13 protein-coding genes are annotated in these 13,953 nt (G+C 72.5%); 5 read left to right on the top strand and 8 right to left on the bottom strand.

Annotated features, from left to right (window positions below; all coding sequences use genetic code 11):
- The first annotated feature begins 474 nt into the window (after nt 1-474).
- Together AB0J93_RS29285 and AB0J93_RS29280 are read left to right on the top strand one after the other, a co-directional pair.
- Entirely contained in the window at nt 475-816 is a 342-nt protein-coding gene (locus tag AB0J93_RS29285; protein WP_363925573.1) for a hypothetical protein, read from the top strand.
- A complete protein-coding gene (locus AB0J93_RS29280; protein ID WP_363925572.1) occupies nt 813-1,484 on the top strand; it encodes a nucleotidyl transferase AbiEii/AbiGii toxin family protein in 672 nt (223 codons plus the stop codon). Before AB0J93_RS29285 ends, AB0J93_RS29280 begins: the two co-directional genes overlap by 4 nt.
- Nucleotides 1,485-1,538: 54 nt before the next feature.
- Here the strand turns inward: AB0J93_RS29280 and AB0J93_RS29275 are convergent, their stop codons facing one another.
- Both AB0J93_RS29275 and AB0J93_RS29270 read right to left on the bottom strand, forming a co-directional pair.
- Nucleotides 1,539-2,441, bottom strand: coding sequence for an SDR family oxidoreductase (locus AB0J93_RS29275; RefSeq protein WP_363925571.1), 903 nt, complete (start codon nt 2,439-2,441; stop codon nt 1,539-1,541).
- 170 nt (nt 2,442-2,611) lie between these two features.
- Nucleotides 2,612-3,772: a geranylgeranyl reductase family protein gene (locus AB0J93_RS29270; protein ID WP_363925570.1), complete on the bottom strand. Its 1,161-nt coding sequence runs from the start codon at nt 3,770-3,772 to the stop codon at nt 2,612-2,614.
- Between the two features lie 146 nt (nt 3,773-3,918).
- Between AB0J93_RS29270 and AB0J93_RS29265 the strand changes: the two genes are divergently transcribed.
- The 3 genes from AB0J93_RS29265 (at nt 3,919) to AB0J93_RS29255 (ending at nt 7,521) form a co-directional block, all read left to right on the top strand.
- Nucleotides 3,919-4,155 (top strand): hypothetical protein, encoded by a 237-nt coding sequence (locus AB0J93_RS29265; protein WP_363925569.1) that lies wholly within the window; start codon nt 3,919-3,921, stop codon nt 4,153-4,155.
- A 55-nt stretch (nt 4,156-4,210) separates the two neighbouring features.
- Nucleotides 4,211-5,689: an MFS transporter gene (locus AB0J93_RS29260; RefSeq protein WP_363925568.1), complete on the top strand. Its 1,479-nt coding sequence runs from the start codon at nt 4,211-4,213 to the stop codon at nt 5,687-5,689.
- Between the two features lie 203 nt (nt 5,690-5,892).
- Nucleotides 5,893-7,521 (top strand): alkaline phosphatase D family protein, encoded by a 1,629-nt coding sequence (locus tag AB0J93_RS29255; RefSeq protein ID WP_363925567.1) that lies wholly within the window; start codon nt 5,893-5,895, stop codon nt 7,519-7,521.
- Between the two features lie 154 nt (nt 7,522-7,675).
- On the opposite strand, the gene AB0J93_RS29250 is transcribed toward AB0J93_RS29255, so the two are convergent.
- From AB0J93_RS29250 to AB0J93_RS29225, 6 genes are all read right to left on the bottom strand, one after another.
- A complete protein-coding gene (locus AB0J93_RS29250; protein WP_363925566.1) occupies nt 7,676-8,374 on the bottom strand; it encodes a hypothetical protein in 699 nt (232 codons plus the stop codon).
- 210 nt (nt 8,375-8,584) lie between these two features.
- Nucleotides 8,585-9,688 (bottom strand): DUF3626 domain-containing protein, encoded by a 1,104-nt coding sequence (locus tag AB0J93_RS29245; RefSeq protein WP_363925565.1) that lies wholly within the window; start codon nt 9,686-9,688, stop codon nt 8,585-8,587.
- 73 nt (nt 9,689-9,761) lie between these two features.
- The gene (locus AB0J93_RS29240; RefSeq protein WP_363925564.1) at nt 9,762-10,391 is read right to left on the bottom strand and encodes an MBL fold metallo-hydrolase; all 630 of its coding nucleotides are present in this window, start codon (nt 10,389-10,391) and stop codon (nt 9,762-9,764) included.
- Complete coding sequence (locus tag AB0J93_RS29235; protein ID WP_363925563.1) at nt 10,391-11,476, bottom strand: S-(hydroxymethyl)mycothiol dehydrogenase; 1,086 nt, start codon at nt 11,474-11,476, stop codon at nt 10,391-10,393. The genes AB0J93_RS29240 and AB0J93_RS29235 overlap by 1 nt, the downstream gene beginning before the upstream one ends.
- Nucleotides 11,477-11,705: 229 nt before the next feature.
- Nucleotides 11,706-13,190, bottom strand: a complete 1,485-nt coding sequence (locus tag AB0J93_RS29230; RefSeq protein WP_363925562.1) for an NAD(P)/FAD-dependent oxidoreductase — start codon at nt 13,188-13,190, stop codon at nt 11,706-11,708.
- 63 nt (nt 13,191-13,253) lie between these two features.
- Nucleotides 13,254-13,901, bottom strand: a complete 648-nt coding sequence (locus tag AB0J93_RS29225; RefSeq protein ID WP_363925561.1) for a phosphotransferase — start codon at nt 13,899-13,901, stop codon at nt 13,254-13,256.
- Nucleotides 13,902-13,953: the final 52 nt, after the last annotated feature.

The following is a 13,953-nucleotide window of genomic DNA, read 5'->3' as shown; positions in this document are numbered from 1 at the left end:
GGGCCACACCCACCCACCGTGCGGCAGGCGGTCTTCCTCGGTCGCTCACCCGTCTACAACCACCCCGACCCGCCACCCATTCCACCCCGAGCCCCCGACCACTCCGCGATCTTGGTCCGAAACCACCCACCGAGGGGCCTGATCGCACCAAGATCCCCGACAGGACGCCGACCGAACCGGACACCGGGCACATTCGGGCGAAGCTCACGCACGACGAGGGTGTGGCCCGCCGTGCCCGGCGCAGGGATCAAGCCTGACCGCCCGAAGCCGGCACGGCGGGCCACACCCCCACCAGCGCCCACAACGAAGCGCACGACAGGCCGCACCCCAACAGCGCCCACACCCCCACAGCGCCCAGACTCCGACGCCCAGCAGGACAGCGCACGCGGACAAACCACCCGAACAGGGCTTCGCCGGCCAACCCGGGGCAGGTCGTGGGTCCGGGCCGACCGGGTCTGGGGTTACCCTGACAGCATGCAGGCGGTCTCCCCCACCACGACCGGCGTGGCGCACCTGGCCCGACCCGGCCGTCCCGCCGTGGTGGCCCGGACGCTCGCCGAGCTGCGCGGGCCCACCCGAGGCGTGGTGGAACTGCCGGTACGGCTGATGTGGTGCGCCGACCGCGCCTTCGACCTCGCCGACCCCGACCAGTTGCTCTGGCTGTACGAGAACGTGCTGCGCGAGACCACGAACGTCGACGACCTGCGCCAGCTGGTCAACGGGCGAACGCTGCGCCGGGTGTGGCAGCTGCTCAACCTGCCCCGGGGGGTACGGCTGGCGTGGGAGAGCCGACACCAGGGGCTCCGGTCGGCGTGACCGGGGCAAGCCCCGACGCACACCCACACGATTTCTACCGCGAGGTCGCCCGGGTCGCGTTGACCGTCGCCGGGCCGCATCGCTTCGTCCTCGGCGGCGGGGTGGCCTGGGCCGCACACGGACTGGTCACCCGCCCCACCGAGGACGTCGACCTCTTCGCCGACGTGGAGGGTGCCGCCGCCGCGGCGGCGGCCGACGTCCGGGCCGCGCTGGAACGTGCCGGATTCGAGGTGGCCGACGCCGACCCGGACAGCGATCTCGGTGACCTCTTCGACGGCTTCGACCGGGACCTGCGGGACTTCGTCGTCGCCCGGGACGACCGGCGCATCCGCCTCAGCCTGGCCCGCCTCGACCGACACCGCAGCCCGGTGGTGATGGACCTCGGTCCGGTCATGGACGTCCGGGATCTCATCGCCAACAAGACCGCCGCCCTGGTCAACCGTCGCGAGGTACGCGACTACATCGATGTGGCCTCCGCCCTGGAGCACCGGTCCGTGGCCGAGCTGCTGGAACTCGCCCGGCAGCTCGATCCCGCCCTCGATGACGACGACGTGCGGGCGGCCGGCCGGTACCTCGACCGGATCCCGGATGCCCGGTTCACCCGCTACGGCCTCGGCCCCGCCGAGGTCGCCCAGGTCCGGCGGCACTTGGCGGCCTGGCCGCGCTGACCCGGCCCCGCTGACCCGCACCGAGCCGGCGGGAGCACCGGGTCGACGGGGACGTCACTTGGTGAAGCGGCCGCCGGTGACCCCCAGGACCTCGCCGGTGATGAAACTCGACTCCTGCGAGGCGAAGAAGACGTACGCGGGAGCCAGCTCCGCGGGCTGACCGGGCCGACCGACCGGGGTGTCGGTGCCGAACTGCTCGACCTTCTCCTCCGGCATGGTCGCCGGGATCAGCGGGGTCCAGATCGGACCCGGTGCCACCGCGTTGACCCGGATGCCCCGATCGACCAGGTCGGCGGCGAGGGCCTTGGTGAAGTTGGCGATCCCCGCCTTTGTGGTGGCATAGTCGAGCAACTGCGGCGACGGGTCGAAGGCCTGGATCGAGGACGTGTTGATGATCGTGGAACCCTCGCCCAGATGCGGCAGCGCCGCCTTGCACAGCCAGAACATCGCGTACAGGTTGGTCTTGAAGACCCGGTCGAACTGTTCGGTGCTGATGCCGGCAATGCCCTTGTCCTGCGCCATCTGGTACGCCGCGTTGTTGACCAGGATGTCGATGCCACCCAGGTCGCTCACCGCCCGATCGATCAACGCCTCGCAGTTGCGCTCGTCGGCGATGTCACCCCGGATCGCGACGCCCTTGCGACCTGCGGCCTCGATGAGGCGTACGGTCTCCCGGGCGTCCGCGTCCTCCTCCTCGCCGAGGTAGGAGATCAGCACGTCGGCACCCTCCCGGGCGTACGCGATGGCGACCGCCCGGCCGATACCCGAGTCACCGCCGGTGATCACCGCTTTCTTGCCGTCGAGCTTGCCGGTGCCCCGATAGGAGTCTTCGCCGTGATCCGGCTTCGGTGTCATCTCGCCGGTACGACCCGGCGGGCTCTGCTGCTGGTTCGGTTGCCCTGACTGCTGGCCGTACTGCTCGGTCGGGTCCTGCTGGGTGTGCTGCGTCTCGCTCACGGAGGTCTCCTCGCCCGGGATCGTGGGGTTGCGGTCCCGCAAGCCCCTACCCGGGCGAAGTCGTCGGAAACGCCAGCCGTGGTGACCACGCGTGCTCCGTCACCATCCGTACAGCATCCTAGGATCCTGTATGGCTGATTTCGGGGCGTGTGGGACCAGCAGGTCCGCCGTCAGTCGGACATTCGAGCGGCGACGCTGCGCCTCGGTGCGGGTAGGCGGGCCGCCAGCGCCAGCGCCGCCCGGACCGGCGCCCGGCCGACCACCTCGTCGAACTCGGCCCGGCCCAGACAGAACCGGGTGAATGCGCGCCAGCCCGGCGGCGTGGCGAGCAACCTGTGGCAGAGCGCCGGTCGCTGGGAGAAGACGTCGAGCAGCCGCTGCCCGCCCCGCATGGCCGGGACGAGGCGCTCGGTCACCGACCGTTCGTAGCCAGCGAGATCGGCGTTTGCCACCGCCGCCCCGGCCAACTCGCCGGAACGCAACGCGTAGCTGATCCCCTCCCTGGTCCAGGGCTCCAACAGGCCGGCGGCGTCGCCGACGACCAGCACCCGCCCTCGCCGCAGCGGCGAGTCGTGGGTCCGGCAGCGGGTCAGGTGACCCGAGTCGTGGATCGGCGAGACGTGGGCCAACCCGAGACGATCGACGAACCTCCGCAGGTACTGCCGGGTCCGCTCCCCCTCGCCCCGGCCGGCGATCACACCGACGGTGAGCCGATCACCCTTCGGGAACACCCAGGCGTACGAGCCGGGCAGCGGCCCCCAGTCGAGCAGCACCCGGCTCCGCCACCGGGCCTGCTCCGGCGGCGGAACCGGCAGCTCCAGCTCCAGCCCCAGATCCACCTGACGGTGACGCACCCCGACGTGCCGGCCGCTGACCCCGGACGAGCCATCGGCACCGATGACCGTACGGGCCAGCAGCAGCTCGCCGTCGGCCAGTCGCAGGCGTACGACGTCAGGGTCCTGCTCCACCGACCGGACGGTTGCCCGCTCGCGGACCTCGACCCCGGCGGCCACCGCGGCGGCCCGGAGCCGGTCGTCGAACTCCTCCCGGCGCACCATGCTCACCAGCGGCCCCGCGCCATGTCGGCGGGTGAACCCGCCTCGCCCGTCGAGGGTGAAGGTGACCCGGTCCACCGTGTCGTGGGCGGGTACCTCGATCCGCCCGGCCACCGCGGCCAGCGAGGTGCCGATCAGACCACCGCCGCAGGTCTTGTAGCGCGGATGCGCGGCGCGCTCGACGACAAGCGTGCGTACCCCTCGGCGGGCGGCGGCGGTGGCGGCGGAGAGCCCGGCGGGCCCGCCACCGATCACCACGAGTTCCCAGACGCTCACTGATGCAGGGTAGATCAGCCCAGGCTCGGGCGGCGGCAACGGTCGACCGGGACGGGGCGTCGGCGCGGGCATTTTCGCCGCCGCGCCGGGTAACCGCCGGCCGCAGACCGCCTGCCGCAGGCGGACGGAGGCGCGAGGAGGACACCATGCAAGAGGTGCGGCTGTCGGACGTCGAGGCGCGGGTGTACGACGCGGTGGCGGCCCTGGAGGCGCGCGGCCAGGTACCGTACCCGGACATGATCGCCCAGGAGTGCGGGCTGACCGAGGAGCAACTGCGGGCCCCGCTGCACCTGCTGACCGAGAAGAACCTGCTGCACCGGGAGGATTCGCCGATGGCCGGGCTCGACTTCGGTCCCCGCTTCTGCGCGCAGCAACTGGCATGACGCACGGTCGCGCAGGCCACCATCGCAATCCGACGGCACGGCGCCGGATCGCCGATTGACCTCGGCGCAGCCCAGCGGTTCGGCCGCGTCCGGGGCGGCGCCGTACGAGCGGCGACGCTGGCAGGCCCTCGGTGTGGGGCTGGTCGCGGCGTTCATGACGCTGCTCGACATCAGCATCGTCAACGTCGCCCTGCCGTCCCTGGAGCGTGCCCTGCGGGCCGATCCGAGCGACCTGCAATGGGTGCTGTCCGGGTACGCGCTGAGCTTCGGGCTGGTCCTGGTGCCGGCGGGACGCTTCGGTGACGTCCGTGGGCGGCGCAACGCGTTCGTCTTCGGCATCGCCCTGTTCACGCTTACCAGCGCGCTGGCCGGGCTGGCCCAGTCCCCCGGCTGGCTGATCGCCGCCCGGCTGCTCCAGGGCGCCGCCGCCGGGGTGGTGAACCCGCAGGTGATTGGCCTGATCCAGCAGCTGTTCGCCGGGCCCGAGCGGGGTCGGCCCTTCGGCTGGCTCGGTGCCACCATCGGCATCTCCACCGCGATCGGTCCGCTGCTCGGCGGCCTGCTGATCGCTGCCGGTGGCCCGGAACACGGCTGGCGGTGGGTCTTCTTCGTCAACGTGCCGGTGGGCATCGTCGCGGTGCTGCTCGGCTGGCGGTTGCTGCCCGGCCGGATCACCCCACGCGGGGCGCAACGCCGGTTCGATCCGGTCGGCGTGCTGCTGCTCGGCATCGGCGTGACGCTCGTGCTGCTGCCGCTGGTGCAACGCGAGCAGTGGCACGGCGCGACGAAGTGGCTGCTGGTGCCCGCCGGCCTGGTCACCCTCGCCGGCTTCATCGGCTGGGAGCGCCGGTACGCCCGGCACGGCCCGCCGCTGTTCGACGTCCGGCTGTTCCGGCACCGGTCGTACGCCCTCGGCTCGACGATCGCGCTGCTCTACTTCGGCGGGTTCACCGCTATCTTCTTCATCTTCACCCTCTACCTGCAGAACGGACGTGGCTACAGCGCCCTGGTCGCCGGTGCGGCCATCACCCCCTTCGCGCTCGGTTCAGCCGTCGCGTCCGCCGTCGGCGGGCGGCTGGTCAACCGGTACGGCCGCCCGCTGGTCGCCATCGGGCTGGTCGGCGTGGTGACCGGTCTCGGTCTCGCCGCGCTGGCCATCGAGCTGGCACCACGCGCCCCGGTGCCCTGGGTGACCGCACTGCCGTTGCTGGTCGCCGGCATCGGCAGCGGCCTGGTGATCGCCCCCAACCAGACGCTGACCCTGACGGAGGTGCCGGTTCCGCAGGCCGGCAGTGGGGCCGGGATGTTGCAGACCGGGCAGCGGATCGGGTCGGCCGCCGGGATCGCGGTGGTCGGCGCGGTCTTCTTCTCCGCGCTGGCCGACGGCGCGGACGCCTGGTCGAGGGCGTTCGAACGGTCGCTGCTCACCTCGGCCGCGATCATCGCGCTGGCCCTGGTGGCGGCCGCCGTCGACATCATCGGCAACCACCGCCGTCGCGCCTCGGGAGGGGCGGCTGCCAAAGGGCGTGTCTGAGGGACCTCGCCCGTAGCAGCCGAGTCCCGGGCGGTGACCGGCGAGGAGAAGCTCCGCCCGGATGATCGCGACGCACAGCCAGATGCCGGCGGTCCCGGGCTCGTGCGCCCGGACCGTGGGAACGAGAACGACTGCGGAAACCCGGGCGAACAGTGGTCGCCGGGGCAGCGAAACGGACGGCGGGGCCGGTAGACACAGCAACCATGACGAACACCCTCGACCGTCGTACCCTCCTGCGCGTGGCCGGCGCGTCCGCCGGCACGGCGGCGCTCGCCGGGGCCACCCTCACCGGCAGCGCCGCGGCCCAGGCCGCCGCTGGTGCCTTCCGGCACGGCGTCGCCTCCGGCGATCCGCTGCCCGACGGGGTCCTGTTGTGGACCCGGCTGACTCCGACCGAGCAGGCCCAGCCAGGTTCCGGGCTGGGTCCCGAGGCACCGGTGACGTGGCAGGTGGCCGCCGATCCGGACTTCGCCACACTGGTGGCCAACGGCGTCCAGGTCACCGGGCCGGGACGGGACCATACGGTACGGGTGCCGGTGACGGGACTGGCACCGGCCACCACCTACTGGTACCGCTTCGGGTACGCGGGCGGTTGGTCACCGACCGGCCGGACGATGACCGCACCGCACCTCGACGCCGAGATCGACCGGTTGCGGTTGGGCGTCGTCTCCTGCTCCAACTGGGAGGCGGGCTACTTCGCGGCGTACCGGCATCTGGCCGAGCGTGGTGACCTGAACCTCGTGGTGCACCTGGGCGACTACCTGTACGAGTACGGCACCGGGCAGTTCGCCGCCGGCTCCACCGTCGTGCGGCCGGTGAGCCCGGCACACGAGACACTGTCGCTTGCCGACTACCGGGCCCGGCACGCCCTCTACAAGACGGACCCCGATCTTCAGGCATTGCACGCGGCCCTGCCGTGGGTGATCACCTGGGACGACCACGAGGTGGCCAACGACCAGTGGTCCGGCGGTGCGGAGAACCACACGCCGGGAGCGGAGGGTGACTTCGCGGTGCGGCTGGCAGCGGCCCGGCAGGCGTACCTGGAATGGATGCCGGTACGGACCGGTGCGGACGGGGCGATCTACCGGCGACTGCGGTTCGGCCGGCTCGCGGAGTTGTCCATGCTGGACCTGCGGACCTATCGGTCCCAACAGAGTTCGGGCATCGCGGTGGACGACCCGGCCCGGACCATCACCGGACAGGCCCAGATGAGCTGGCTCAAGAGCGGACTGGCCAGCTCCACCGCCCGGTGGAAGCTGGTCGGCAACCCGGTGATGATCGCCCGGCTCGATGTCGGAGCGCTCCCCGCGTGGCTGCTCGGCCCGCTGGGGACGCTGCTCGGCGTGCCGCAGAACGGTGCGGTGCTCAACGCCGACCAATGGGACGGCTACAACGCCGATCGCAACGAGTTGGTCGACCACCTGCGGGCCACCGGCACCCGCGACGTGGTGTTCCTGACCGGCGACATCCACACGTCCTGGGCCAACGAGGTGACCACCCGCAGCACCGGGCCGGCCAACCCGGCCGCCGCCGAGTTCGTGGTGCCGTCGGTCACCAGCGACAACGTCAACGATTTCCTGGGTCTGCCGGCCGGCAACGCGCTCAGTGGCCTCGGTACGACCCTGATCCGTTCGACGAACCCACACGTGCGCTGGACCGAGCTGGACGGCCACGGCTACGGAGTGCTTGAGGTGACCCGGCAGCGCTGCCGGATGGACTGGTACCACCTGGCCGACCGGACCCGGCGGGCGAGCGCGACCCGGTGGGTCGCCGGCTGGTCGGTCGGGGTCGGCTCGTCGACGCTGCGTCGGGAGGCCACGCCGCTGGCCTGACCGCGCCGCGTCCCACTCCGGTTTCACGCTGCGCCGCGTTCCCGCGCTGTGCGGCGGACCGCTGATCCTGGCCGACCGGCCGGATGTCGGCGGCGTGCCCCGGCCGGAACGCGACCGGCCGGCCCGAGCACGGGCCGGCCGGTCACCAGCTACCTCACCAGAGCTGGGAGACGATGTCCGCCGCCTGCTCCTCCCACTGCGCGTAGTGGAAGGGGTAGGCCGACACCTGCACGGTCTGCGCGGCGGTGGTCAGCGGCAGATCCCGCCAGCCGCCGACGTTCTTCAGGGCCTCGAAGAAGACGGTCGAGGAGTACTCGGGATCCCGGATCTGCTCCACGCTGCCCCATCCGGTGGACGGACGCTGCTGGAACAGGCCCTGCGAGTCGTGGTCGTTCCAGGCGCCCAGGTGTCCGAGGTTGTAGAGCTTCGACTCCTGCAACGCGGTGGCGATGCCGATCACGGCGCCCCGCTCACCGACACCGGTGCGCTTGGCCACCTCGATGATGGTCTTGGCGTTGTCACGCTGGGCGTCGTCGAGCGGCACGCGCGACTGGGCGCCCTGCACTCCGTACGGGATCAGCTCGTCCCGGGTCGGCTTCCCGGCGTCCGGCTTGTCGGTGCGGCCGGCGGTGGTCAGCCCGGATTCCACGGTGACGCCGGTGTTGGTGCGACCGGTCGCCCGGTCGATCGCCGCGACGGCGCCGGCATGCGGGGCGGCGGTGATCGGTGCGGCCACGGCGGTGGGGCCGAAGGCGAGTCCGGCGAGGGCGGTCACGCCCACCACGCTGAGCGCGGTCTTCCGGTTCGGGATCGTCGCGATGGCCGGGAGCCATCGAGTGAAGTCCGGCTTCACGATGGTTGCCCTTTCGATCGGGTACGAGCCGCTCGGGTTGAGCCGCTCTCGGGGGGACGGCCGGGCAGGTCGAGGGTTTGCCAGCCGGCACTATGGGGGACACAACCCGGCTGGCATGTCCGCCATTCCGGAAATGTGTCGGTGGTGGTGGGCTGCGACCCAGGTCACGGCGCAGACCTGCTCGGTGGGACACGAAGCGGACAGCCGGGTTCACACCTCGTACGGGGTGCCGAACCGCACCAGAACGTGCCAGAGCTGCTTGAGGTGCTGCAATGTGTCAGTGGTCGGGCCGCGGTCTGCCCAGCGGCCCGGGTCGGTCAACACGGACGCGGCGGCGCGGCCGATCAGTGCGGCGTGCAGCGGCTCCCCCGCCCGGGCGAACTCGGCGTGCACCCGGGCCGCCAGCGGTGGGATCGCCGGCCCGCGGAATTCAGCGTCCACCCGGTCCACCGGCAGCGCGAAGCCGGCGTGCCAGCGGATCGGGAAACCGTACCGGTGGGCGGCCGCGAGCAGCCTCGCCGCCGTGCCGGTACCCCGGAACGACGGGTCGACGACCAGTTCCAGAACGTCCCGGTCCAGTCGGACCTCGCCGTGCACCTGTGCCTCGACATAGTCGTCGAGGGCACGGCCGGCGGCCCGGGGCGTCGCGGCCAGCGCCTCCCGAAGGCGCAACAGTTCACCCGTGAGGGTCACCAGATCCGTACCGGGCCGGCCCAGGCACACGCCGGTCTCGGTGGTGGCGGCGATCAGGGCGGCCAGCACCGGCTCGACCGCGTCGACGGTGCCGACGTCGCGCGGTCCGAGGTGGCTGTCGCCGAAGCAGAAGGTGGTCCGGGTCAGCACCTCGGGACGCAGCCGCAGGTGGCAGGAGCCGAACCGGGGGCAGGCACCGTCGGGATGGTCGAGCAGATTCAGGCCGCCGTACTTCGGCCGCTCCGCCGGTCCGACGTCCGGTCGCTGGTAGGCGCCGCCGAACAGGCGCTCCTCCCATCGGTCACGGTCCCCGCCGGGGTACGCGGTGAGGCCACCGTTGGAGATCCGCGTCTCGAACTGGCTGCGGTAGACGCCCTCGGCGGCGAGCGCTTCGGCGACCGTGCGGCCGTCGGCGCGCAGCCGGTCCGGGTGGAAGTTGAGGGTGATCCGTCCCTGCCGGCCGATCGCCGCGACGAGTCGCTCCGGTTCGTGTCGTACCCCGACGGCGGCCAGCGCCCGCCCGATGACCGCAAGCGCGGCGGGACGGTCACGCAGCGCCACCGCGCGCACGTGGCGCAGTGCCGCCCGTTGCGCGGCGGTCAGCGTCGGGTGGACGGACATGCCGGCAGTGTCGCCGGGACCGGCTCCTGGCCGCATCCCGGTTTCCGGCGTACCAGGTTGGGCGGCGGCGACGTCAGTGGCCCCTGGCCAGCCACTGTGGCAGCTGCGGAGCCTCGACCCCGATGCTGGTGCTGTCGCCGTGCCCGGTGTGCACCACGGTGTCCGGCGGCAGGGTGAGCAGCCGGTCGCGGATCGAGTCGACGATGGTGCCGAAGTCGCTGTACGAGCGGCCGGTGGCGCCCGGGCCGCCGGCGAACAGGGTGTCGCCGGTGAAGACCACGCCCAGGTCGGGGGCGTGCAGGCAGCACGCGCCGGGGCTGTGCCCCGGGGTGTGCAGCACGGTCAGCGTGGTGCCGCCCACCGTGATGGTCTGGCCGTCGGCGAGGGTGCCGCCCGGTGGTTCGTCGGGATGCACCATGTCCCAGAGCACCCGGTCGGCGGGGTGCAGCAGCACCGGGGCGCCGGTGGCCCGGGCCAGCTGCGGAGCGACCCGGACGTGGTCGTCGTGGGCGTGCGTGGCGACGATCGCGGTCACCCGCCGCCCGGCCACCACGTCGAGGATGGCGTCGACGTCGTGCGGGGCGTCGATCACGACGCACTCGGTGGCGTCGCCGACCACCCAGACGTTGTTGTCCACGTCGAAGGTCTGACCGTCGAGGGAGAAGGTGCCGGAGGTGACCGCGTGGTCGATCCGGGCGGCCATCAGAAGACCACCACCGAGCGGAGCACGTCGCCCCGGTGCATCCGGGCGAACGCCTCCTCCACCCCGTCCAGTCCGATCTCCTCGGTGACGAAGGCGTCCAGGTCGAGGCGGCCCTGCAGGTACAGCTCGGTGAGCATCGGGAAGTCGCGGCTGGGCAGGCAGTCGCCGTACCAGCTGGACTTGAGGGCGCCACCGCGGCCGAAGACGTCCAACAGGGGTAGTTCGACGCGCATCTCGGGCGTGGGCACGCCGACCAGCACGACCGTGCCGGCCAGGTCGCGGGCGTAGAAGGCCTGCTTCCAGGTCTCCGGCCGGCCGACCGCGTCGATCACCACGTCGGCGCCGAAGCCGCCGGTGGCGGCCTGGATCTCCGCCACCGGGTCGGCCTCGGAGGCGTTGACGGTGTGGGTGGCACCGAACCGGCGGGCCCAGTCGAGTTTGCGGGAGTCGGTGTCCACCGCGATGATCGTCGTCGCGCCGGCCAGGGCCGCGCCGGCCACCGCCGCGTCGCCGACGCCACCGCAGCCGATCACCGCCACCGAGTCACCGCGGGTCACCCCGCCGGTGTTCATCGCCGCGCCGAGGCCCGCCATCACCCCGCAGCCGAGCAGCCCGACGGCGGCCGGCCGGGCCGCCGGGTCGACCTTGGTGCACTGGCCGGCGTGGACCAGGGTCTTCTCGGCGAAAGCGCCGATGCCCAACGCCGGGGCGAGTTCGGTGCCGTCGGTGAGAGTCATCTTGCGGGCGGCGTTGTGGGTGGCGAAGCAGTACCACGGGCGTCCGCGCCGACAGGCCCGGCACATTCCGCAGACGGCCCGCCAGTTGAGCACCACGAAGTCACCGGGCGCGACGGCGTCCACGCCCTCGCCGACCTGCTCGACGATGCCGGCGGCCTCGTGGCCGAGCAGGAACGGGTAGTCGTCGTTGATGCCGCCCTCGCGGTAGTGCAGGTCGGTGTGGCAGACGCCGCACGACTGCACCCGGACCACCGCCTCGCCCGGACCGGGGTCGGGCACCACGATCTCGGTGACCTCGACGGGTGCGCCCTTGCTGCGGGAGATGACTCCCCGTACCTGCTGGCTCACGCTTTCCTCCTACTCCGCGCCGGCCCGCGGCTGGCGTCGTCGTCCCACGACGGCGGCTGCCGCGTTCGCGTCGTCGCCCCACGACGGCGGCTGCCGCGTTCGCCTCCGCAGGCGAACCTACCGCCGCGACGACGGATCGGCACCGCTTCGCCGCCGGTGCCGACGCGGTGTCAGGCGCGGACTTGGGCGATCCGAGCCGGCACGCCTGTGGTGTGGCTGGCCGGAGCACCTACGCGTCGACGGGGTTGCTGCGCGGTGCGCCGGCCCGCTCGAACCGGACGTCGGCGTCGGTCAGCCGCCCGTACCGCATGGGCAGCAGGTCACGCAGGTAGTTCTGGTGCAGCCGCCACGGTGCCCGGGTGCCCTGGCGTGGCAGCCTGCCGACGCCGCGCCGCACATACCCGGAGGTGAGGCCGATCAACGGCGTACGCCGGCCCGGTGGCGGGGCGAGTGGGGTGACGATCTGGGTTCCGGTGCGGTCCAGGTGGCGCAGCAGCCGGCACACGTAGCCGGCCACCAGGTCGGCCTTGAGCGTCCAGGAGGCGTTGGTGTAGCCGATGGTCATCGCGAAGTTCGGCACCCCGGAGAGCATCATTCCCTTGTACGCGACGGTCTCCGGCAGGTCCACCTCCACCCCGTCCACCCGCAGGGTCATCCCGCCGAGGGCGAGCAGGTCCAGCCCGGTGGCGGTGACCACCACCTCGGCCGGCAGGTCCCGACCCGAGGCGAGCCGGATGCCCCTGGCGGTGAAGGTGTCCACGGTGTCGGTGACCACCTCGGCCCGCCCGTCGGAGAGCACGGTGAACAGGTCACCGTCGGGGACCACGCACAGCCGCTGGTCCCACGGGTCGTAGCGGGGGGTGAAGTGACGTTCGACGTCGAAGCCGGCGGGCAGCCGGCGGGCCGCCCCGCGCCGCAGCAACCCGCGTACCAGCCGGGGGGCGCGCCGGCTGAGCTGGTAGTTGGCCGTGGCGAGCAGGATGTTCTTCCAGCGCACGGTCTGGTGCGCCAGGCCCGCCGGCAGCAGCCGGCGCACGGCGTCGGCGAGCCGGTCGCGGGAGGACAGCGCCAGCAGGTACGTGGGTGAGCGTTGCAGCATGGTCACCCGGGCCGCCCGTCGGGCCAACGCCGGCACCAGCGTCACGGCGGTGGCGCCACTGCCGATCACCACCACCCGACGGCCGGTGAGGTCGAGGTCGGCGGGCCAGTGCTGGGGGTGCACGATCCGGCCGGTGAACCGTTCCTGACCGGTGAAGTGCGGCGTGTGGCCGGCCTCGTACCGGTAATAGCCGGTGCAGGCGTACAGGAAGGAGCAGGTCAGTACGACGGTCTCGGTGGTGTCCTCGCGGCGGACGTGCACCGTCCAGCGGGCCTGGTGGCTGTCCCATTCGGCCCGCTCGACGCGGTGCCGGAACCGGATGTGTCGGGTGACGTCGTGCTCGTCGGCGGTACGACGCAGGTAGTCGCGGATCGTGTCGCCGTCGGCAAGGCTCTTCGGGGCGGTCCACGGCGCGAACGAGTAACCGAGGGTGAACATGTCCGAGTCCGAACGCACACCCGGGTAGCGGAACAGGTCCCAGGTGCCGCCGATCGCGTCGCGCGCCTCGACCAGCGCGTACGTCCGGCCGGGATGGCGACGCCGGAGGTGGCAGGCGGCTCCGATGCCGGAGAGACCGGCGCCGACGATGAGCACGTCGACATGCTCTGGGGTCATCTCGCCTCCCGCCCGCGCAGTGCTGATCGAGACCCTATCGCCTGCGGCCGGTGGGTTCCGGGTTCACGTGGTGAGCAGGGCCGCCGCCGCGTCGAGCAGCGCGAGTTCGGTCGGGGTCTGGGTGGGGTTGGCCCGCCGGATGGCCAGGGCCTCGGTGACGAGCGGGACGGCGTGATCACGCAACGCGTGCCGGTAGGCGCGCTGCATCTCGTCGGCGGCGGCCGCCATCGGTTGTTCCGGATCGACGGCGGCCTGGGCGAGGATCAGGGCGGTCATCGCCACGTCCAGGCCGGGCGGGCCGTGCCGGACGTTGCGCCAGTCGAGCAGCACCGGGCCGCCCGGGTCGAGGATGACATTGTCCGGGTGCAGGTCCAGGTGCAGGATCCGGTCGCCGTGTTGGGCGTCGGGCAGCGGTGCGAGGGCGTGCAGCCGACGGTGCAGCCCGGCGAGGACGGCGGCGGCCGGTGCCACCTCGATGGTGCCGGCCACCAGTGCCTGGAGCATCGTCGGCCCGGCCACCCGCTGCATGACCAGGTCCGCACCGTCGGCCCGGTGCACCCGGGGCACCGGGAAACCGGCGGCGTGCAGGTGGGACATGAACCGGGCCTCGACGGCCACGTCGGTGCCGTCGCGGTAGCGGCGCAGCACCCGGGCGTCGTCGAGGGCGTACACGTCGGCGTCACGGCCGGCGGCGAAGGGGGTCGCTGCCATGGGTAGCACGGTAACCGGCAGCGCCCAGGGCCACGATGGACGGCGAGCGGGG

It is taken from the genome of Micromonospora sp. NPDC049374 (assembly GCF_040677165.1).
In the GTDB taxonomy this organism is placed as follows: Bacteria; Actinomycetota; Actinomycetes; order Mycobacteriales; family Micromonosporaceae; genus Micromonospora.
Note: the sequence above shows the minus strand (reverse complement) of the source record. Positions and strands in the feature narration are given on the sequence as shown.

Coding starts and splice junctions, on each gene's coding strand:
- AB0J93_RS29240 (WP_363925564.1), bottom strand. CDS start 10,391: ATGGCCGCCCGGATCGACCACGCGGTCACCTCCGGCACCTTCTCCCTC.
- AB0J93_RS29245 (WP_363925565.1), bottom strand. CDS start 9,688: ATGTCCGTCCACCCGACGCTGACCGCCGCGCAACGGGCGGCACTGCGC.
- AB0J93_RS29265 (WP_363925569.1), top strand. CDS start 3,919: ATGCAAGAGGTGCGGCTGTCGGACGTCGAGGCGCGGGTGTACGACGCG.
- AB0J93_RS29225 (WP_363925561.1), bottom strand. CDS start 13,901: ATGGCAGCGACCCCCTTCGCCGCCGGCCGTGACGCCGACGTGTACGCC.
- AB0J93_RS29255 (WP_363925567.1), top strand. CDS start 5,893: ATGACGAACACCCTCGACCGTCGTACCCTCCTGCGCGTGGCCGGCGCG.
- AB0J93_RS29285 (WP_363925573.1), top strand. CDS start 475: ATGCAGGCGGTCTCCCCCACCACGACCGGCGTGGCGCACCTGGCCCGA.
- AB0J93_RS29230 (WP_363925562.1), bottom strand. CDS start 13,190: ATGACCCCAGAGCATGTCGACGTGCTCATCGTCGGCGCCGGTCTCTCC.